At 60.8% G+C, this 19,255-nt stretch carries 21 protein-coding genes; 14 read left to right on the forward strand and 7 right to left on the reverse strand.

Annotated features, from left to right (window positions below):
* The first annotated feature begins 11 nt into the window (after positions 1–11).
* The 5 genes from E2F50_RS09380 (at position 12) to E2F50_RS09400 (ending at position 4,094) form a co-directional block, all read left to right on the forward strand.
* Complete coding sequence (locus tag E2F50_RS09380; protein WP_133315868.1) at positions 12–953, forward strand: SurA N-terminal domain-containing protein; 942 nt, start codon at positions 12–14, stop codon at positions 951–953.
* A 12-nt stretch (positions 954–965) separates the two neighbouring features.
* The gene (gene pdxA, locus E2F50_RS09385; protein WP_425375372.1) at positions 966–1,985 is read left to right on the forward strand and encodes a 4-hydroxythreonine-4-phosphate dehydrogenase PdxA; all 1,020 of its coding nucleotides are present in this window, start codon (positions 966–968) and stop codon (positions 1,983–1,985) included.
* Entirely contained in the window at positions 1,985–2,830 is an 846-nt protein-coding gene (rsmA, locus tag E2F50_RS09390) for a 16S rRNA (adenine(1518)-N(6)/adenine(1519)-N(6))-dimethyltransferase RsmA (protein WP_133315870.1), read from the forward strand. Before pdxA ends, rsmA begins: the two co-directional genes overlap by 1 nt.
* Positions 2,831–3,130: 300 nt before the next feature.
* Positions 3,131–3,739 carry a hypothetical protein gene (locus tag E2F50_RS09395; RefSeq protein ID WP_133315871.1) on the forward strand — a complete coding sequence of 203 codons (609 nt, stop codon included), beginning with the start codon at positions 3,131–3,133 and terminating at the stop codon, positions 3,737–3,739.
* A gap of 109 nt (positions 3,740–3,848) precedes the next feature.
* The gene (locus tag E2F50_RS09400; RefSeq protein WP_133315872.1) at positions 3,849–4,094 is read left to right on the forward strand and encodes a DUF982 domain-containing protein; all 246 of its coding nucleotides are present in this window, start codon (positions 3,849–3,851) and stop codon (positions 4,092–4,094) included.
* Positions 4,095–4,123: 29 nt separating this feature from the next.
* On the opposite strand, the gene gmk is transcribed toward E2F50_RS09400, so the two are convergent.
* The 7 genes from gmk to fabD form a co-directional block, all read right to left on the reverse strand.
* A complete protein-coding gene (gene gmk, locus E2F50_RS09405) occupies positions 4,124–4,804 on the reverse strand; it encodes a guanylate kinase (RefSeq protein WP_133315873.1) in 681 nt (226 codons plus the stop codon).
* A 3-nt stretch (positions 4,805–4,807) separates the two neighbouring features.
* A complete protein-coding gene (locus E2F50_RS09410; RefSeq protein WP_133315874.1) occupies positions 4,808–5,695 on the reverse strand; it encodes a YicC/YloC family endoribonuclease in 888 nt (295 codons plus the stop codon).
* A 24-nt stretch (positions 5,696–5,719) separates the two neighbouring features.
* Positions 5,720–6,922, reverse strand: coding sequence for an endolytic transglycosylase MltG (gene mltG, locus E2F50_RS09415; RefSeq protein WP_133315875.1), 1,203 nt, complete (start codon positions 6,920–6,922; stop codon positions 5,720–5,722).
* 123 nt (positions 6,923–7,045) lie between these two features.
* Complete coding sequence (gene fabF / locus E2F50_RS09420; protein ID WP_133315876.1) at positions 7,046–8,308, reverse strand: beta-ketoacyl-ACP synthase II; 1,263 nt, start codon at positions 8,306–8,308, stop codon at positions 7,046–7,048.
* Positions 8,309–8,419: 111 nt separating this feature from the next.
* Positions 8,420–8,656 (reverse strand): acyl carrier protein, encoded by a 237-nt coding sequence (locus E2F50_RS09425; protein WP_027675866.1) that lies wholly within the window; start codon positions 8,654–8,656, stop codon positions 8,420–8,422.
* A 283-nt stretch (positions 8,657–8,939) separates the two neighbouring features.
* Positions 8,940–9,677: a 3-oxoacyl-[acyl-carrier-protein] reductase gene (fabG, locus tag E2F50_RS09430; RefSeq protein ID WP_133315877.1), complete on the reverse strand. Its 738-nt coding sequence runs from the start codon at positions 9,675–9,677 to the stop codon at positions 8,940–8,942.
* Positions 9,678–9,711: 34 nt separating this feature from the next.
* Positions 9,712–10,656, reverse strand: a complete 945-nt coding sequence (gene fabD, locus E2F50_RS09435; RefSeq protein ID WP_133315878.1) for an ACP S-malonyltransferase — start codon at positions 10,654–10,656, stop codon at positions 9,712–9,714.
* 164 nt (positions 10,657–10,820) lie between these two features.
* Between fabD and E2F50_RS09440 the strand changes: the two genes are divergently transcribed.
* The 9 genes from E2F50_RS09440 (at position 10,821) to E2F50_RS09485 (ending at position 19,219) form a co-directional block, all read left to right on the forward strand.
* Entirely contained in the window at positions 10,821–11,864 is a 1,044-nt protein-coding gene (locus E2F50_RS09440; protein ID WP_133315879.1) for an aldo/keto reductase, read from the forward strand.
* Between the two features lie 279 nt (positions 11,865–12,143).
* Entirely contained in the window at positions 12,144–12,884 is a 741-nt protein-coding gene (locus tag E2F50_RS09445; RefSeq protein WP_133315880.1) for a class I SAM-dependent methyltransferase, read from the forward strand.
* Between the two features lie 368 nt (positions 12,885–13,252).
* Entirely contained in the window at positions 13,253–14,269 is a 1,017-nt protein-coding gene (locus E2F50_RS09450) for a M4 family metallopeptidase (RefSeq protein WP_245515349.1), read from the forward strand.
* A gap of 80 nt (positions 14,270–14,349) precedes the next feature.
* Positions 14,350–14,637 (forward strand): protealysin inhibitor emfourin, encoded by a 288-nt coding sequence (locus E2F50_RS09455; protein ID WP_133315882.1) that lies wholly within the window; start codon positions 14,350–14,352, stop codon positions 14,635–14,637.
* Positions 14,638–14,940: 303 nt separating this feature from the next.
* Positions 14,941–15,399 (forward strand): 30S ribosomal protein S6, encoded by a 459-nt coding sequence (gene rpsF, locus E2F50_RS09465; protein ID WP_133315883.1) that lies wholly within the window; start codon positions 14,941–14,943, stop codon positions 15,397–15,399.
* A gap of 24 nt (positions 15,400–15,423) precedes the next feature.
* Positions 15,424–15,672, forward strand: a complete 249-nt coding sequence (rpsR, locus tag E2F50_RS09470) for a 30S ribosomal protein S18 (protein WP_133315884.1) — start codon at positions 15,424–15,426, stop codon at positions 15,670–15,672.
* Positions 15,673–15,835: 163 nt separating this feature from the next.
* Positions 15,836–16,855, forward strand: a complete 1,020-nt coding sequence (locus E2F50_RS09475) for a DUF2232 domain-containing protein (protein WP_133315885.1) — start codon at positions 15,836–15,838, stop codon at positions 16,853–16,855.
* Between the two features lie 21 nt (positions 16,856–16,876).
* Positions 16,877–17,452, forward strand: coding sequence for a 50S ribosomal protein L9 (gene rplI, locus E2F50_RS09480; RefSeq protein ID WP_133315886.1), 576 nt, complete (start codon positions 16,877–16,879; stop codon positions 17,450–17,452).
* A gap of 270 nt (positions 17,453–17,722) precedes the next feature.
* Entirely contained in the window at positions 17,723–19,219 is a 1,497-nt protein-coding gene (locus tag E2F50_RS09485; protein WP_133315887.1) for a replicative DNA helicase, read from the forward strand.
* The last annotated feature ends 36 nt before the right edge of the window (positions 19,220–19,255 follow it).

Below are 19,255 nucleotides of genomic sequence, written 5' to 3' on the forward strand. Positions count from 1 at the left end.
GGATGAGATTAATGTTTGCAGTGACCGCAATGCGCAGAATGGCGCTGGCGCTCGCCGTACTTGCCGCCTCGGCCGCGATCGCACCGGGCTTTGCGCCGGCGCAGGCCGCCAGCGAAGTCGCCGCCGTCGTGAACAAGACCGCCATCACCAGTTCCGACGTGGCCCACCGGGTTGCCTTCCTCAAGCTGCAGCACCAGAAGGCGGACACCAAGACGGCGCGCGAGCAGCTCGTCGAGGAGTCCCTGAAGCGCCAGGAGATCGCCCGCGTCAAGATGTCGGTCAGCACCGACGACGTCGACAAGGCGTTTGCCCGATTTGCCAGCGGCAACAAGCTGACGGCGGAACAGCTGACGAAGATCCTGGAACAGGCCGGCGTCGGTGCAGACCATTTTAAGTCCTACATCGCCGTTCAGATGAGCTGGCCGCGCCTCGTCAACGCCCGCTTCGGCGGCAGCCGCGGCAAGATGTCGAACCAGGAGCTTGTCACCCGGATGATGGAGAACAAGCAGAAGCCGGTAACCACCGAATATTTTCTGAAGCAGATCGTCTTCGTGGTGCCGGCCGCCAAGCGCAACGCCATCCTGAACAAGCGCAAGGCGGAGGCCGAAGCGTCGCGCTCGAAATTCCCGGGCTGCGACCAGTCCAAGGAATTTGCCGCCACCATGCTTGATGTGTCGGTCCGTGACCTTGGTCGCGTGCTGGCGCCGGAACTGCCTGAAGACTGGAAGCCGCTGATCGAGAAAGCTTCCGGCGGCACGACGGGTACCCGTGTCACCGAGCGTGGCGTCGAATTCCTGGCCATCTGCAACCAGCGTCAGGTGTCCGACGACGTTGCTGCCGAAGCGGTGTTCCGCGCCGAGGATCTCGGCAAGGAGAAAAAAGGCGGCGAGGATCCGAACGCCAAGAAGTATCTGGACGAGCTGCGCAGCAAGGCTCAGATCGACTATCTCTGACCATTGCCCGGAGTGCATATGAATCTCGATCGTCCTCTTGCGCTGACCCAGGGCGATCCGGCCGGTATTGGACCAGATATCACACTGGCCGCATGGTCGGCACGGCGGGAACTGAATCTTCCGCCCTTCCTGTTTCTCGGCGATCCGGCCGTGCTTGCCGCCCGGGCAGCTTTGCTTGGGCTGGACATCGCCATTCGTGAAGCGGATAGCGACACCGCCCTTTCTGTATTTGCCGATGCGCTTCCGGTGTTTCCCATTGCGAGCGGCGCCGAGGTGTCGCCTGGCCAACCGCATGTGGCCACCGCCAAGGGCACGATTGCCGCCATTGAATCGGCCGTAGCGCTCTGCTTCGACGGCAAGGCGGCCGCCGTCGTCACCAATCCGATTGCCAAGTCGGTTCTTTACCAGGCCGGATTCGGCTTTCCCGGGCATACGGAATTTCTCGCCGATCTGGCTGAACGCGCCACCGGCGCCAAGGTCTTGCCGGTGATGATGCTGGCCGGGCCGAAGTTGCGCGCCATTCCGGTCACCATCCATATCCCCATCAACCAGGTACCGTCGGTCCTGAGCGAAGACTTGATCGTCGATACCTGCCGCATCGCCCATCACGATCTGAAGACGCGTTACGGGATCGCGCAGCCGCGGCTTGCCGTGGCAGGCCTTAATCCGCATGCGGGTGAGGACGGTGCCATCGGCCGCGAAGATCAGGACATCATCCATCCGGCCGTCATCAAGCTGCGCGCCGAAGGGATCAACGTGTTCGGTCCGCTGCCGGCCGACACCATGTTCCATGACGAGGCGCGCGGCCGCTATGACGTGGCGATCTGCATGTATCATGATCAGGCGCTCATTCCGGCCAAGGCTCTTGGCTTCGACACGTCCGTCAATGTCACCCTTGGCCTGCCCTTTATCCGGACATCGCCCGACCACGGCACGGCCTTCGGGATTGCCGGGCAAGGCATTGCGCGCGACACGAGCCTGGTCGAGGCGCTCCGCCTGGCAGCCGACCTCGCCCTGAAGGCCGCTGCCTGATGGCCACGCTTGACGGGCTGCCGCCGCTGCGCGACGTCATCCAGCGCTTCGGGCTCGATGCCCGCAAGGCTCTCGGCCAGAACTTCCTGCTCGACCTCAACCTCACCCAGAAGATTGCCCGCAGCGCCGGCCCGCTCGACGGCGTGACCGTCTTCGAAGTCGGCCCCGGGCCAGGTGGCCTGACCCGCGCCATCCTGTCGCTTGGTGCCAAGAAGGTGATCGCGGTGGAGCGCGACAGCCGCTGTCTGCCGGCCTTGGCGGAAATCGGCAGCTATTATCCCGACCGACTGGAGGTGATCGAAGGGGACGCGCTGAAGACCGATTTCGCCGCCCTCGCCGTCGAAAAGGCGGATGGCGGCCCGGTGAAAATCATCGCCAATCTGCCCTACAACGTGGGTACCCAATTGCTGATCAACTGGCTGATGCCGGCCGACGGCCAGTGGCCGCCCTTCTGGGAAAGCCTGACGCTAATGTTCCAGAAGGAAGTCGGACTGCGTATCGTCGCCGACGAGGAAGACGATCATTACGGACGGCTGGGCGTGCTCGCCGGCTGGCGCACGGATGCGCATATGGTGTTCGACGTGCCGCCTCAGGCCTTCACGCCGCCCCCCAAAGTAACCTCCACCGTGGTGCATCTGACGCCGCGGCAAAATCCCCTGCCCTGCGATGTGGGGAAGCTGGAGCGGGTAACGCAGGCAGCCTTCGGTCAGCGCCGCAAGATGCTCCGCCAGAGCGTCAAGTCGCTCGGTGGCGAGGCTCTCCTCAACAAAGTGGGCATCGATCCTGCCCGACGCGCCGAAACGCTTTCAGTGGACGAATTCGTGGCACTGGCGAACAGCCTCTGAGGCGATGCCGTCTGCTGTAAGGTCGGTTACAGCGTCTGGCCCGGCAAACGCGCAGCCTGGACAATCCAGTCTGCAAGCAGCGCCTCATCGAGCTCGTCGCTTTCCCGGATATCGAGATAGCGCCCCTCCGCCTGCTCGAAATTCTCCGCCTAATCCGGCATACAGGGACCTTCTTGTCACCCGGCAGCGGGACCATGGACCGATGCCGCGCCGCATTGGTCCTAGAGTTCTGGATATTTAGCGCCTCCTCACAAAGCTATTCCCCAAGCCAATACGGCGCAATGAACATGGAGAATAGCGATGACGATGGAAACCATCCTGAAGGTCACGGCCCTTACAGCTCTGCTGGCGTCAACGATGACGCCGCCTAGTTTCACCGGTTTTACCGTCACCGCCTCGGCCAAGGAAGGCAATGGCGGAGGCAATGGTGGCGGCAACGGCAACGGCAATAGCGGCGGACAAGGCAAGTCCAATAGCGGCAACTCGAACCAGGCGGAGAGGAGTCGTGAGCGAGGATCGGCAGCCAAGCGAAATAATGTGGAAAAGCAAACTTCCGCCAGCGCGGAAAACGAAAGGCCGAGAAAGGCTGCAACCAGCCTCCCGTCTCCATCCGAACCCAAGGGTCTGAATTCGCTGAACCGCAATTACCGCGCCTATCTCAACAGCAATGATCCGAAGATGGCGGCTGTGTCGGCCTATGCAAAAGCCTATGCGCAGTACGAAGCTGATACAGGCATGGCGCCCTCGGCGAGCGATCCAGCTTTGGGAGATGACGCGCTACGCGACGCCTTGGGTAAATTTACCGGCGCGCCTATCGACGACGAGACGCTCGCCTATGGCAAGGCTGTCTTGGGCGTCGGAACCGCCGAGGGCAAAATCGATCAGCTTCGGGCCGAAATCGACGATTGATCGGCGATCAAGCAAACGCCGGGAGCAAGTCACCGCCGCCGGCGTTGTCACTATCGAAGACCCGGCATGGATCAGGGTCTGGTAATAACTAGCATATGGAGGTCCGAGAATGGGCGCCGATCTATGGGACAACCGAGTCGAACTGATGATCGAGAACTCCGATCACTTTCGCTGCGTGAGCAATAGCCGCGAGGCGATGGAATGCCTGTCGACCTGCTGGCCCGCCAAAAGTGGAGCCTCGTTTGCCGCGGCACGCAAGGCCTGTCTTCAGTCGTTGACTGGAAAGGTCGACCACCGGCAGGCTCAAGCCGCCTTTGTCAGGGCGGCACAGGAAGCCGGCATTTTGCGGGGCTGAAAGAAGCGTCCTGCCTCGCCAGCCTTGCCTCAGAGCTTCGGCTCTTCCGTCAGCAGGCGATCGACGAAGTCGAACAGGCCATGGCGCCGGTCGCGGCGGATGCGCTCTGCATTGACGATGCAGCTGACATGCCCGAAAGCCTCGTCGAGATCGTCGTTGACGATGACATAGTCGTATTCCCGCCAATGCTCGATCTCGGAGCGGGAATTGAGGAGCCGCGTGCGGATGACCTCCTCGCTGTCTTCAGCCCGGCGATGCAGGCGCGACTGCAGCTCGGTCATGGTCGGCGGCAGCACGAAGATCGAGACAACGTCGGCCTTCATCTTTTCCTGCAGCTGGAGGGCGCCCTGCCAGTCGATGTCGAACAGCATGTCGCGGCCCTCGCCCATGGCAGCCTCGACCGGCTCGCGCGGCGTGCCGTAGAAATTGCCGTGCACTTCTGCCCATTCCAGAAGATCGCCAGCGTCGCGCATCTTCTCGAACTGCGCCACGGTGATGAAGTGATAGTGCTTGTCGGCGATCTCGCTCGGGCGCTTAGCCCGGGTCGTGACGCTGACGGAAATCTCGAGGCTGCGGTCCAGATCGAGCAGGTTACGGGCAATCGTCGATTTGCCGGCGCCGGAGGGCGATGACAGCACCAGCATCAGGCCGCGCCGGGCGATCTTGACGGATGAGGACGCATTGCCCTGGGACGACGGGACCGGGCTCATAGACTACTCCAGATTCTGGACCTGTTCGCGGAACTGGTCGATCACCACTTTCAATTCGATTCCAGCCGCCGTTACAGCAGCGGAATTGGATTTGGAACAGATGGTATTCGATTCCCGGTTAAATTCCTGTGCAAGGAAGTCGAGCTTGCGTCCAACCGGTCCGCCTTTGGCCAGAAGATCCACCGCTGCCACGACATGCGCCTTCAGCCGGTCGATCTCTTCGCGCAGATCCGCCCTCGTCGCCAGAAGCGCCACTTCCGCATAAAGCCGGTCGCGATCGAGCGAAGGTGCGTCCTGCAGCAGCAATGCAAGCTGGGCCGAAAGCCGCTGGGTGATCTGCTCCGATGACCGGAACGGGTCGATCTCGATCGTGGCCGTGAGGTCGGCGATGCGGGCAACCTGCTGCATCAGGACATCGAACAGCGCTGCCCCCTCGCTGCGCCGCATCTGGCCGAGTTCCTCCACCGCCTGCTGCAGGCCGGCCATGATGGTCGCGTCACGGGCAGCGATTGTTTGCGCATCCTCCTGCGCCTCGCGGATGTCCACGAGCCCGCGAATGCCGAGCAGCGTATCGAGCCGGAGGGGCGATGGATCGACAAGGTCACCAAGCTCAGCACGCAAAGCCAGGACCGCCGCCAGCGCATCCCGGTTGAGCACCGCCTCTACCGCCGGCTCGCTGACCGTGACATTGAGGCTGACCTGCAGATTGCCGCGTGAAAACCGTTCGCCGATCAGGCGTCGGACGTCCGGCTCCAATCGTTCCAGGCCGGACGGCAGGCGCAGCCTGATATCGAGGCCCTTGCCATTGACGGAGCGCAATTCCCAGACGAAACGGTTTCGCCCGCTCGATCCTTCTGCGCGGGCAAAACCGGTCATCGACTGCAAGGTCATCGGCGTCTCCAGGAATGTAAGCCGTCAGTTGGTTTTCGGCGGCTTTTCCGCCTCTTCGCCATCTGGCTGGCCGTCGACCACTTCGGCCGCTCCGGCTCCGCTGGCCCGCTCGCCTTCGACCTTGCGCCAGCGCCGGACATTGGCATTGTGTTCTTCGAGGGTTGGCGCAAAGACGTGCCCGCCGGTGCCGTCGGCCACGAAATAGAGGTCGTTGGTGCGCCAGGGATTGGCAACCGCTTCCAGCGCGGCACGGCCCGGATTGGCGATCGGCGTCGGCGGCAGGCCCTTGATCTGGTAGGTGTTATAGGGCGTCTGCTTGGAAAGGTCTGATTTGTAGATAGGCCGGTCGGACGGCTTGCCGTCGCCGCCGAACAGGCCGTAGACGATGGTCGGGTCGGATTGCAGCCGCATCCCCTTCTGGAGACGGTTGATGAAGACAGAGGCGACATGCGCCCGCTCGTCCTCCTTGCCAGTTTCCCTTTCAACGATCGAAGCAAGGACGACGAAATCCTCCTTGCTCTTCACCGGCAGATCCGGATCACGTCGTTCCCAGATCTGGTCGACCATCTTCTGCTGGGCGGCGCGCATCTGGGACAGGATTTCGCCCCGCTTGGTGCCGCGCGAGAATTTGTAGGTATCGGGGCGCAGGCTGCCTTCCGGCGGCAGTTCGGCCGGCAGATCGCCTTCGAGCACCGGATCCTCGGCTAGCTTCAGCATCATCTGGCGTACAGTCAGGCCTTCCGGCAGCACGACCGAGTAAAGGATGGATTTGCCCGATTCCAGCGTCTCCATGACGTCCTTCATCGATGCGCCGGCCTTGATCTCATACTCCCCTGCCTTCAGCGTCTCGCCCTTGCGCAGATAGGTTGCGGTTACATAGCGGAAGATGCGGCCGTCGGCGATGATGCCGTTGCGCTCCAGATTGGAGGCGATTTCCGCCAGGCCATTGCCCTGGCGCACCATGAAATGGGTATTGGTTTCGAGCGGCCCCGGCTGCTGGAAGCTGCGGATCATGTAGTAGAAGGCGGCGACTGCGACGACGCAGATCGCCACAACCATGGTCATCACGAAGTTGAGAAAGATGATGACCTGGCTGCGGGCTTTCTTCGAGCGTCGCGGCGGCTCGGGAACACGCTCGGGCTTCAAGGCCTCGTTGGGCGATTTCGGAATGATCGGGCCACGGCCGTTACCGGGTGGAAGCTCGCTTATGTGGTTGGAATTGCTCACTCCGCACCCCCCTTAGTCACTCAAAACGTCGCCTGCTGTTTGACCATGCAATACGGCAAAAAACAGTCCGGAAGATGAAATGAGCCGGGCCGTCGGTCTTATCCGAAGGCCCGCGCCCAGCCGTTAGGCGTCGTAGCGGCGCAAGACGAGAGAAGCGTTGGTGCCACCGAAACCGAAGGAATTCGAGAGTGCGACATTGATCTCGCGCTTGCGAGCCGTATGCGGCACGAGATCGATAGCCGTCTCCACATCGGGATTGTCGAGGTTCAACGTCGGCGGGGCGATATTGTCGCGGATCGCGAGCGCTGAGAATATCGCTTCCACGGCGCCCGCCGCCCCGAGAAGATGGCCGATCGCCGACTTGGTCGACGACATGGATATCTTCGAGGCGGCATTGCCGACGAGACGCTCGACGGCACCGAGCTCGATCGTGTCCGCCATGGTCGACGTGCCATGCGCGTTGATATAGTCGATATCGGCCGGTGCCAGACCGGCACGCTTCAGCGCCGAAGACATGCAGCGGAAGGCACCGTCGCCATCTTCCGACGGCGCGGTAATGTGGAAGGCGTCGCCGGATAGGCCATAGCCGACGACTTCCGCATAAATCTTGGCGCCGCGCGCCTTGGCGTGTTCCAGTTCCTCCAGCACGACCATGCCAGCCCCCTCGCCCATGACGAAGCCATCGCGGTCGCGGTCATAGGGGCGGGACGCCTTGTGCGGCTCGTCATTGTGCTGGGTCGACAGCGCCTTGCAGGCAGCAAAGCCGGCAAGAGCGATGCGGCAGATCGGCGATTCGGCACCGCCGGCGACCATGACCTCGGCATCGCCGAGCGCGATCAGACGGGCTGCGTCACCGATCGCATGCGAGCCGGTGGAACAGGCCGTCACGACAGAATGATTGGGTCCGCGCAGCTTGTGGCGGATCGATACGTGGCCGGAGACCAGGTTGATCAGGCGGCCAGGAATAAAGAAGGGCGAGATGCGGCGCGGACCCTTGTCGCGCAGCGTGTAGCCAGCCTCGACAATACCGTCGAGACCGCCGATGCCGGAGCCGATCAGTACGCCGGTGGCGATCTGGTCCTCGTCGGTCTTCGGGTGCCATCCGGCATCCTCGAGCGCCATGTCGGCAGCCGCGACGCCATAGATGATGAAGGGATCGACCTTGCGCTGTTCCTTCGGCTCCATCCACTGATCGACATTGAACGTGCCGTCGGAGCCGTCGCCGACCGGTATGCGACAGGCAATTTTCGCCGGAAGGTCGGAAACTTCGAATTCGGTCACGACGCGGGCTGTGTTTTCGCCGGCAAGCAGCCGCGACCAGCTTATTTCCGTTCCGCATCCCAAAGGAGATACCATGCCGGTACCGGTGATAACGACTCGTCTCATCGCCAGCGCCCCACCCTATATTTTCTCATGTTCTAATTGCTGAAACGGCCCGAACAAGCGGGCCGTGACGGGGACCTGCCTTGCGGCTTATCCCGAATGTCTGTCGATCGATTAGGCCTGGGCCTTCTCGATGAACTTCACGGCATCGCCGACGGTCAGAATGGAATCGGCTGCATCGTCGGGGATTTCAACGCCGAATTCTTCTTCGAAGGCCATGACCAGTTCGACGGTATCAAGCGAGTCCGCGCCCAGATCGTCGATGAAGCTCGCGCCTTCGACAACTTTGTCGGCATCGACGCCGAGATGGTCAACAACAATTTTCTTCACGCGTTCTGCGATATCGCTCATGTCGGTTTCCTCGACCTTTTCTCTCCGGATGCGCCTGTGGCATCCGACCCTGTTACAACCTGCAACCGCCGCCGAAAAGCCGCGATGCAGGCAAACCCGTTAGCCCCTTGCCAGTTCCCGTCATAAGGCTTTCACGCATTATAACGGCCTGCATTTGAGGGTGACTATACACAGTCATCTGCCGCTTAACATGCTTTGACTGTTCCGCAAAGCCAGAATTTGTTCCGCAACGCAGCCGCCAACAGGCGATTGCAGCGGCACGTCTCTCGGCTTGGCCGCCGACTCAGATCATGGCCATTCCGCCGTTGACATGAATTGTTTGCCCAGTGACGTAACCCGCCTCGTTCGAAGCCAGATAGAGAACGGCAGCGGCAATATCCGATCCGGCGCCCATGCGCTTCATCGGAATGGCGCCGAGAATGGCATCCTTCTGCTTGTCATTGAGTTTGCCAGTCATGGCGCTGTCGATAAAGCCCGGCGCGACGCAATTGACCGTCACATTGCGGCTGGCAATTTCCTGCGCCAGCGATTTGGAGAAGCCGATCATGCCGGCCTTCGAGGCGCAGTAATTGGCTTGCCCCGGATTGCCCGTCACAGCGACAACCGAGGTGATGTTGATGATCCGGCCATGACGCCGGCGCATCATCGGATGCGTCAGCTCGCGAGTCAGGCGGAAGGCAGAGGTCAAATTGACCTCAAGAACCGCGTCCCAGTCTTCATCGCTCATGCGCACGAAAAGGCCGTCCTTGGTGATGCCGGCATTGTTGACGAGAATGTCGACGCCACCCAGTTCAGCTTCCGCCTTCTCACCCAGCGCTTTGACCTCGGCACGATCGGACAGATTGGCCGGGAAGATATGAACGCGCTCGCCGAGCTCTGCCGCCAGCGCTTCGAGCTTTTCGACACGCGTGCCATGCAGGCCGAGCGTTGCGCCCTGCTCGTGCAGCAGACGGGCAATCTCTTCGCCCAGCCCGCCGGTCGCCCCGGTCACCAATGCCTTACGGCCGGTCAAGTCAAACATGATCCTGTTCCTTCGATGTTCTTTTGCAGCCAGATCAACCGAGGATGGCTGCAAGCGCCGCCTCGATATCGGCCGGCGTGTTGACGGCAGTGCCGGAGATATTCTTGTCGATGCGCCGGGCAAGCCCCGTCAGCACCTTGCCAGCGCCGATCTCGTATAGGCTCGTGACGCCGTTGGCACCGAACCATTCCACCGTCTCGCGCCAGCGGACCTGACCGGTCACCTGGGTGACCAGCAGCTTGGCGATCTCTTCGGCATCGTAGACCGGCGCCGCGCGCACATTGGCGATGACCGGCACGATTGGATTTTTCTTTTCCACCTTGTCCAGCGCGTGACGCATGGCGTCTGCGGCCGGCGCCATCAGATCGCTGTGGAAAGGTGCAGAAACCGGAAGCATGATCGCGCGCTTGGCGCCTTTTTCGGTGGCCAGTGCCGCGGCCTTTTCCACTGCCGCCTTGGAGCCGGAAATCACCAGCTGGCCGCCGCCATTGTCATTGGCGATCTGGCAGATGCCGGCGTCACGGGCCGCTGCACAGACAGCGTCCACATCGCTGTGTTCCAGGCCGATGATCGCCGCCATGGCGCCCTGACCGACCGCCACCGCTGACTGCATGGCATCGCCGCGAATGCGCAGCAGCCGTGCTGTATCGGCCAGAGAAAAGGTGTCGGCTGCACAAAGGGCGGAATATTCGCCGAGCGAGTGACCGGCAACGAAGGCCACCTTGTCTGCGAGGTTGAGGCCGCGCGCTTCCATGACGCGGATCGCCGCGACGGAAACCGCCATCAGCGCCGGCTGCGCATTGGCGGTCAGGGTCAGCGTTTCTTCCGGCCCGTCCCACATGACATCGGAGAGCTTCTGGCCGAGCGCCTCATCGACTTCGTCGAAAACGGCTCGGGCTTCCGGAAAGGCTTCCGCCAGATCCTTGCCCATGCCCACGGACTGGCTGCCCTGCCCGGGAAACGTGAATGCAATGCTCATGGGATGTTTCCTCAACCTGTTTTTGCTCCCTCCATTCACATTCCGTCCGGCAGAGTCAAGCCAAAGCACCGTCCGAAGCGGCCCAGAAACCGGGCCATAGCCTCTTGCGTCGCAGCAAATCGCGCTTACAGTCCGGCCGAATTTTCATGATGGGACTTCAATTGATGAAATATCGCAAGCTTGGCCGAACCGAACTTTCCGTGTCCGAAATCTGCCTCGGCACCATGACCTGGGGCACGCAGAACACGGAAGTGGAAGCCCATGCGCAGATGGACTATGCCGTCGAGCAAGGCATCAACTTCTTCGACACGGCTGAACTCTATCCGACGACGCCGGTCAGCGCCGAAACCTATGGCCGTACCGAGGAATATATCGGCACATGGCTGAAGAAGAGCGGCAGGCGCAAGGATATGGTGCTCGCCACCAAGATCGCCGGCAGCGGCCGTCCGCATATCCGCCAGGGACGCGAGATCAGCCCGGCAACCATACGCGAAGCGGTCGATGCCAGCCTGGCACGGCTGCAGACGGATTACATCGACCTTTATCAGATCCACTGGCCGAACCGTGGCCACTACCATTTCCGTGGCTCCTGGACCTTCGACGCCACGACGCAGGACCGCGACAAGGCAGCGACCGAAATTGCCGAAATTATGGAGACGGCCGGTGAACTGGTTTCGGCCGGCAAGATCCGGGCGATCGGCCTGTCCAACGAGACCGCCTGGGGCACGCTGCAATATCTGCGCATCGCCGAGGAGAAGAGCCTGCCTCGCGTCGCCTCGATCCAGAACGAATACAATTTTCTGTACCGCACCTTCGATCTCGACCTTGCCGAAGTCGCCCATCACGAGGATGTCGGGCTGCTGGCCTATTCGCCGCTCGCTGCCGGCATTCTTTCAGGCAAATACCAGGACGGCAGCCGGCCGGAAGGCTCGCGGGCGACCATCAACAAGGATCTCGGCGGCCGTCTGCAGCCGCATCAGGAACCGGCGGTCAAGGCCTATGCGGAGATCGCCGCCAAGCACGGGCTCGACCTGGCGCAGATGGCGCTGGCCTTCTGCCTCACCCGGCCCTTCATGGCTTCCGTTATCATCGGCGCGACCTCCATGGAGCAGTTGACGACGAATATCGGCGCCGCCAATGTGACGCTGACGGAGGAGGTCCTGGCGGATATTGCCAAGGTGCACCGGCAGTTTCCGATGCCGATCTGATCCGCTGCGAAGTTCGGTGGCCGTGGGTAACCAGAGGCCACCTTCTGCAGCAGAGCCAAAGGACAGTCGAGGCTCCGTTCCCAAGCAAGATGTAGAGCTTCGTCAGCAGAACCATGCTCGTGAGACCATCGTTCATAATACAGCTCCTTAAGGGACAGGTCCACACAAGCTGAACGTGGAAATCATCTATCGTGCCGCCCAACGATACGTCGAATTTCCAATAAACCTGTCGAGAGCTCCATGACAAACAGAAGTCTATACAATATGTTGGCACCGGATATGCGTGCCAAGACTCCATGGCAGGCGGCGAAGAGCCCGCCGTTCAACGATGTGGAGCGCACACTATCCGGCAGGATCTGGGCAGGCATTCCCGGCGGTCACAAATGGCTTGGCTATTTCCCGATCTACGACCGCGAATTCGGACGCTTTCGCGGGACGAGCCCTCGCATTCTGGAGATTGGCGTTTACAAGGGAGCCTCCCTTCTCCTGTGGCAACAGTTCTTCGGCGAAGGTGTGCAGGTCGTCGGCATCGACATCGATCCGAACTGCGCTGGGTTCAGCCAACCGGAACAGAATATCTTCGTTGAAATTGGCGATCAAAGCGATCCGGCCTTCCTGCAATCGATCGTCGAGAAATATGGTCCCTTCGACATCATCATCGATGACGGCAGCCATATCGCCTCGCATCAGATCGCGTCCTTCAATGGACTGTTTATGGCCGGCCTGAAAGACAACGGCGTTTATCTCGTTGAAGATCTGGAATGCATGTATTGGGGTCATACCGACGCCTTCCGCGATGCCCCCACGACCTCCGTTGATTTCTTCAAAATGCTGATCGACGTCCAAAACAGTATTTATGAGGACTACACCTATAACGACTTCTCCCTCAATATCCCGGGAAGCCGGACAGAATACACCGCAATAGAACTGGCCAAATCGATCGCTGGGCTGAAATTCCTGCGTGGCGTCGTCGTCATCGACAAAGCTCCGCAGATCCCGCCATTGACGCTGCACCTCTAGCAGAACCAGAGCCGCACGCTGCGCTGGAGCGACTGGTTTTCAGTCGCATCCGCGCGGCGTCGATGCCGTGCATGCCGCATCGCGATCTCTTGCCTTGCTCCCTCTCCACTGGCCGCCCCTTCCTTCCCGTCGCACAGAACCTCGGCATGCTGAGACGGAACTCGGTTCCATCTGCCGACATGAGCCGAACCACACATTTCCGGATTTCGATGTAAAGCGAGCGAACCCAACAAAGGCTCAACACGAGCAACGACACAACCTAAGATTTTGGTTATTGACTTTGATAACCTAAGATTGTATTCATCCCGGACAACCACCTGTGGTCTAGGTGAGGGCAATCTGAGGGATAAGCCATGTGCAGATATTGCATGATAGTGCCAAGCGATGTCCTGCTGCGTCTCGCACGAGACGAAGACGTCGAGAATCATACCCGCGAAGCCTTTCGCACCACGGCGCAGCTCGATCATCAGATGCGACTTCTTCGCGATCAGACGCAGCATTTTACCATGCAAGCGGTATCGCTGCTCGGACTGCCACTGATCAACACGAAGCCACCTGCCATCACTGTTTATGATTGCAACAACGGAACTTCCCTGCCTGGCGCAGCGGTCAGCAAGCCGGCGTCTTCAACGGATGTAACGATCAAGACCATTTTCGAAACGACGACGAAGGTCGCGGAATTCTTCAAGGAAGTGTTTGGCCGCAATTCGCTGGATGGTGCCGGCATGGCGCTGCAATCCTCCGCCCATTACGGCCTGAATTACAACAATGCCTTCTGGAACGGCACACAGATGGCCTATGGAGACGGCGACGGCGAGATCTTTACCGGCTTCTACCGCGGCGATGACGTGATCGCCCATGAACTAACGCATGGTGTGACGCAATATACCCTGCAGCTCGAATACCAGAACGAGTCCGGGGGCCTCAACGAAAGCATGTCGGACGTGTTCGGCTCCATGTTCAAGCAGTGGCGCCGCAACCAGACGGTGGTGGATGCGGACTGGTTGATCGGCGCTGACATCATGGGCAGCCTTGCAAAGGAAAAGGGCTATACCTGCCTCAGAGATATGGCGGCTCCCGATGCCGCTCATTGCCTTGCGCCGCAGATCACCAGCTTTCGCCAGTATGTGAACAGGATGGACCCGCATAACAGCAGCGGCGTTCCCAACCTAGCCTTCTATCTGGCCGCGAAGGCGGTTGGCGGCAAGAGCTGGGAAAAGACCGGGCAGATCTGGTACGACGTGTTTGCCAATCACGGATCCGATCCGACGATGACCATGAGCGCCTTTGCCAACGCGATCCGCGATTCCGCGGGGGCTCTTTATCCGGGTGATGTCTCGGTTCATGATGCCGTGGACGAAGCGTGGCGCGAGGTCGGCCTTTAGTCCAGATGCAAGGATCCTGTACATCGCGCCTGCTTATTCTTGCGCTGGTGCCGCCACGTTTGCTGGTATAGGATAGTGGCATGGACGATATTCATCTGGAACGACTGGGCGGCATGGGTGGTTTCGGCGGCGCGAATTCCGCGCTTCGCAGTACCGGAGCGCTGTCTTCAACGCAGCTGTCGGACAATGATCGGCGATCGGTGGAATCCCTGTTTCAGACCGGCGCTCCATCCGATCCCGCCGGGGCGGCGGACATGTTCCGCTACCGTATCACCTGGGAAACCGAACAGGGCGCCCGCACGATCGAGGTGCCTGAATCCGCCGTTCCCGATACGCTGAGAAATGCGGTGAAAGACGAACTGCGTTGATCGGTGGATTGGCCGGTGCGGCGTTGATCGCGCTAATCCGGCGCCACCCCTTGCGTTATCGGCAGAAATCCGTATAAGCCCGGCTGTTCGCAACACCCGGTCTTCTGGCTGGTGGCTGAACGGAGGGCTGGTTCCGGCAACGGAACCGCATGGACCGCCAAGGTTGTCCGGCCTCCCGTGTCTCCGCTCTCGACCGTCTCGATACAACACTTTTCTTGCCTGGGTTCGCCCGTTCAGGAGCAGTCGTTGAGGCTTAGCCGCCGAGGTCCGGGTATGACAACCGCAAGAAAAGGCAAAGCTTACATGGCTCTTTACGAACACGTATTCCTTGCCCGGCAGGATATGTCCGCTCAGCAGGTTGATGCCCTCGTCGAACAGTACAAGGGCGTCATCGAAGCTAATGGCGGCAAAGTCGGGCGCGTAGAAAACTGGGGCCTCAAGTCCCTGACCTACCGCATCAACAAGAACCGCAAGGCTCATTACGCCCTGATGGACATCGACGCTCCGGCCCCGGCCGTGCACGAGATGGAACGTCAGATGCGCATCAACGAAGACGTTCTTCGCTACATGACGATCGCCGTCGAGAAGCACGAAGAAGGCCCGTCTGCCATGATGCAGAAGCGCGACCGCGACGACCGTCCGCGCCGTGATGGCGACGACCGTCCGCCGCGCCGCGAATTCGGCGACCGTCCGCCGCGCCGTGACGGCGAGTTCCAGCGCGCTCCGCGTCCGGACCGTGGTCCGCGCGAAGACCGCGCGTAATCCGAGCCTCAAGGAGAAAAGACAATGGCTGACACATCCTCCTCGCAGGCACGTCGTCCCTTCCATCGCCGCCGCAAGACCTGCCCCTTCTCGGGCGCCAATGCACCGCGGATCGACTACAAGGACGTACGCCTTCTGCAGCGCTACATTTCCGAGCGCGGCAAGATCGTTCCTTCCCGTATCACGGCTGTTTCGCAGAAGAAGCAGCGCGAACTCGCTCAGGCGATCAAGCGCGCCCGCTTCCTCGGCCTGCTGCCTTACGTACTGACCTAATCGTCCAGTCTACGACCCGCCGGCCTCAGGTCGGCGGGTCTGGCCTCCCTTCCGCGATGGGCGCGGATCGGATCTCGGGAAAACCCATGTTGGGGATGAAGTCTCTGAGCCATGGCTCGAGAGCTATCCTCTAACTGCTTGCACAAGCAGGACAGCGAGACAAGTGATACGCAAGAACCAGACCATACTGCCGATCGGCATCCTCGCCGGCATTGTCGCCACCCTGCTTGTCCTGGGTGCCAATGCGCAGCTGTCTTTTGCGTCGCTCCTTTATGCGGCCTCGGCCCTTCCCATTCTGATTGCCGGCCTCGGCTGGGGCAACCGCGCCGCCATTGCCGGTGTCATCACGGCGGCAGTGCTGGCCGCCGTCCTGGTGTCGCCGCTGTTTGCGGTTGCCACTGCGATTATCACCCTCATTCCCGCCGGCTGGCTCTCGCACCTGGCCAATCTCGCCCGCCCGGCCTCCGAACTCGGCGGACCGGATCATCTCGTTGCCTGGTACCCGATTTCGGACATCCTCCTGCATCTGTGCGGGCTGGTCACGGTCGCGGTCATCGCGCTGGGTGTGGTGATCGGCTATGGACCGGAAATGACCGACCAGATGGTCGATGCGATGACGGCTGCACTGCAGACGCAGGAGCCCGCCTTTGCGCCGGATGCTTCCGGCCTTGCGCAGACGAAGAGCATGATCGTGCTGATGCTGCCGATGTTCCAGGGCGGGATCTGGGTCATGCTGCTGTTTGCAGCCTTCTATATTGCGGTCAGGATCGTGTCGCGCTCGGGCCGGGCTCTGCGGCCGCGCGAAGACATGCCGTCTGCGCTGCGCATGAACCGGCACGCCATCTTCATCTTCCTCGCGGGCGTCCTGCTGTGCTTTGCCGGCGGCATCCCGGCAATGATCGGAGCCACCATCTGCGGCACGTTCGGCGCCGGCTTCCTGATGTCCGGCTTCGCCTCTCTGCACTTCCGCAGCAAGGACAGGGACTGGCGCCTGCCCGGCCTCGTCCTTTCCTACCTTTCCTGCATGCTTCTTCTGCCGGCAATCGCCCTCATCGTGCTGGGGCTCATGGATACGCGGCGGACGATCGCACTGACCCCGGTGAAAGCCGGCAAGAATTTCGGTGAAAGCACGACCACCGGTGACAATACACCTAACAACAAGACACCCGACAACAAGAATTGACTGAAAGAAAGGAAACCCACCATGCAAGTCATTCTGCTTGAACGCGTTGCCAAGCTTGGCCAGATGGGCGAAACCGTCAAGGTTCGCGACGGCTTTGCTCGTAACTTCCTGCTGCCGCAGGGCAAGGCGATGCGCGCCAACGAAGCCAACAAGAAGCGCTTCGAATCCGAGCGTGCGACGCTCGAAGCCCGTAACCTCGAGCGCAAGGGCGAAGCCCAGACGGTTGCCGACGCGCTTTCCGGCAAGTCCTTCATCGTCGTTCGTTCGGCTGGCGAAACCGGCCAGCTCTACGGTTCGGTTGCCGCCCGCGACATCGTCGAGGTTCTGGCTGCCGAAGGCTTCAATGTGGGCCGCAACCAGGTTGACCTCAACACGCCGATCAAGGAAATCGGTTTGCACCAGGTCACCCTGCACCTGCATTCGGAAGTCGAAGTCTCGATCGAACTGAACGTCGCCCGCTCTGCAGAAGAAGCCGAGCGCCAGGCCAAGGGCGAAAGCCTCACCTCGGCTGACGCGATCTACGGCGTCGACGAAGATGCACTGCGTCCGGAAGATTTCTTCGATCCGGATGCCGATCGCGACGAAGACGAAGAATAATAGGTTCTCGCATTCAGTTCCTGAAAACGCCCGGGTCACACGGCCCGGGCGTTTTTTCGTCTTTTTCGGGTGTAGAATGATGCGCAGGGCTTTGAGTCGCGCTTAAACCGGTCAACCGGATTCCTCGCTTCATTGCGCTTTTTGTTTTGCTGATCCGACGAGCGCTGTGGATAGCTGTGGGAATCTTATTTCTACCCGGTCTGGTATTTCGCTTGGCGTGGCTAGTCCCTAGAACGATGCCCTTGAACGGACAGGACGGATAAGAAGACCATGAACGATGCCGTGCGCAAGCTCGCCAATATCCAGCCGGCCGAGCCGCATTACCGCGAAGCTCCGAACAATATCGAAGCCGAACAGGCTCTTCTCGGCGCGGTCCTGGTCAACAACGACGCCTATTACCGCGTTTCCGACTTTCTGAAGCCCGTTCATCTCTACGAGCCGCTGCATCGCAAGATTTTTGAAGTGGCCGGCGACATCATCCGCATGGGCAAGACTGCCAATCCGGTCACCATCAAGACCTTCTTGCCCGCCGACGACAAGGTCGGCGACCTGACGGTGGCGCAATATCTGGCGCGCCTCGCTTCCGAGGCCGTGTCGATCATCAATGCCGAAGACTATGGCCGGGCGATCTACGACCTGGCGCTGCGCCGGGCGCTGATCCAGATCGGCGAGGACGTCGTCAACATCGCCTATGACGCTCCACTCGACATGCCGCCGCAAACGCAGATCGAAGACACCGAGCGCCGGCTGTTCGAGCTTGCCGAAAACGGCCGCTATGACGGCGGCTTCCAGTCCTTCAACGATGCGGTGGCGCTGGCCATCGACATGGCCGGCCAGGCCTTCGAGCGTGACGGGCATCTGTCCGGTATCTCGACCGGCATCATGTCGCTCGACAGCAAGATGGGCGGATTGCAGCGCTCCGACTTGATCGTGTTGGCAGGGCGTCCCGGCATGGGCAAGACCTCGCTTGCCACCAATATCGCCTATAATATCGCCGCGTCCTATGAGCCGGAAGTGCAGCCCGATGGCTCAATGAAGGCCAAGAATGGTGGCGTCGTCGGATTCTATTCGCTGGAAATGTCGGCCGAACAGCTCGCCACCCGTATTATTTCCGAGCAGACGGAAGTCTCGTCCTCGAAAATCCGCCGCGGTGACATTACCGAAGCAGATTTCGAAAAGCTCGTAGCCTGCTCCCAGATGATGCAGAAAGTGCCGCTGTTCATCGACCAGACCGGCGGCATCTCGATCGCTCAGCTGTCTGCGCGCGCACGCCGCCTGAAACGCCAGCGCGGCCTCGATTGCCTGGTGGTCGACTATATCCAGTTAATGACCGGGTCAGGAAAATCCGGCGAGAACCGCGTTCAGGAAATCACCCAGATCACCACGGGCCTCAAGGCGCTCGGTAAGGAGCTGAACGTGCCGATCATCGCGCTGTCGCAGCTGTCGCGCCAGGTGGAAAGCCGCGAAGACAAGCGGCCGCAGCTTTCCGACCTTCGCGAATCAGGTTCGATCGAGCAGGACGCCGACGTGGTGCTGTTCGTGTTCCGCGAGGAATACTACGTGAAGAACATGGAGCCGCGCGACATTTCCGATCCGAAATATCCGGAATGGGAAGTGCTGATGGACAAGGTGAAGGGCACGGCCGACGTGATCATCGCCAAGCAGCGCCACGGTCCGACCGGCACCGTCAAGCTCGCCTTCCAGTCGGAATATACGCGCTTCGCCGATCTCGCCGACCCCAGCTTCACGCAATACGAAGAGCACTGAGATCTGCTCTGCGCCGTCAGAGCAAAAGGCAGTCAC

The sequence above is a fragment of the Rhizobium deserti genome (assembly GCF_004358025.1).
In the GTDB taxonomy this organism is placed as follows: domain Bacteria; phylum Pseudomonadota; class Alphaproteobacteria; order Rhizobiales; family Rhizobiaceae; genus Neorhizobium; species Neorhizobium deserti.

What these genes read in the sequence shown, in the direction of transcription:
- rplI (WP_133315886.1), top strand. Translation starts at nt 16,877, where the DNA reads ATGCAAGTCATTCTGCTTGAACGCGTTGCCAAGCTTGGCCAGATGGGC.
- rsmA (WP_133315870.1), top strand. Translation starts at nt 1,985, where the DNA reads ATGGCCACGCTTGACGGGCTGCCGCCGCTGCGCGACGTCATCCAGCGC.
- E2F50_RS09400 (WP_133315872.1), top strand. Translation starts at nt 3,849, where the DNA reads ATGGGCGCCGATCTATGGGACAACCGAGTCGAACTGATGATCGAGAAC.
- fabF (WP_133315876.1), bottom strand. Translation starts at nt 8,308, where the DNA reads ATGAGACGAGTCGTTATCACCGGTACCGGCATGGTATCTCCTTTGGGA.
- E2F50_RS09410 (WP_133315874.1), bottom strand. Translation starts at nt 5,695, where the DNA reads ATGACCTTGCAGTCGATGACCGGTTTTGCCCGCGCAGAAGGATCGAGC.
- E2F50_RS09450 (WP_245515349.1), top strand. Translation starts at nt 13,253, where the DNA reads ATGATAGTGCCAAGCGATGTCCTGCTGCGTCTCGCACGAGACGAAGAC.
- fabG (WP_133315877.1), bottom strand. Translation starts at nt 9,677, where the DNA reads ATGTTTGACTTGACCGGCCGTAAGGCATTGGTGACCGGGGCGACCGGC.
- E2F50_RS09440 (WP_133315879.1), top strand. Translation starts at nt 10,821, where the DNA reads ATGAAATATCGCAAGCTTGGCCGAACCGAACTTTCCGTGTCCGAAATC.
- E2F50_RS09395 (WP_133315871.1), top strand. Translation starts at nt 3,131, where the DNA reads ATGACGATGGAAACCATCCTGAAGGTCACGGCCCTTACAGCTCTGCTG.
- gmk (WP_133315873.1), bottom strand. Translation starts at nt 4,804, where the DNA reads ATGAGCCCGGTCCCGTCGTCCCAGGGCAATGCGTCCTCATCCGTCAAG.
- rpsR (WP_133315884.1), top strand. Translation starts at nt 15,424, where the DNA reads ATGGCTGACACATCCTCCTCGCAGGCACGTCGTCCCTTCCATCGCCGC.
- E2F50_RS09485 (WP_133315887.1), top strand. Translation starts at nt 17,723, where the DNA reads ATGAACGATGCCGTGCGCAAGCTCGCCAATATCCAGCCGGCCGAGCCG.
- E2F50_RS09425 (WP_027675866.1), bottom strand. Translation starts at nt 8,656, where the DNA reads ATGAGCGATATCGCAGAACGCGTGAAGAAAATTGTTGTTGACCATCTC.
- E2F50_RS09380 (WP_133315868.1), top strand. Translation starts at nt 12, where the DNA reads ATGTTTGCAGTGACCGCAATGCGCAGAATGGCGCTGGCGCTCGCCGTA.
- fabD (WP_133315878.1), bottom strand. Translation starts at nt 10,656, where the DNA reads ATGAGCATTGCATTCACGTTTCCCGGGCAGGGCAGCCAGTCCGTGGGC.
- E2F50_RS09455 (WP_133315882.1), top strand. Translation starts at nt 14,350, where the DNA reads ATGGACGATATTCATCTGGAACGACTGGGCGGCATGGGTGGTTTCGGC.
- rpsF (WP_133315883.1), top strand. Translation starts at nt 14,941, where the DNA reads ATGGCTCTTTACGAACACGTATTCCTTGCCCGGCAGGATATGTCCGCT.
- E2F50_RS09445 (WP_133315880.1), top strand. Translation starts at nt 12,144, where the DNA reads ATGCGTGCCAAGACTCCATGGCAGGCGGCGAAGAGCCCGCCGTTCAAC.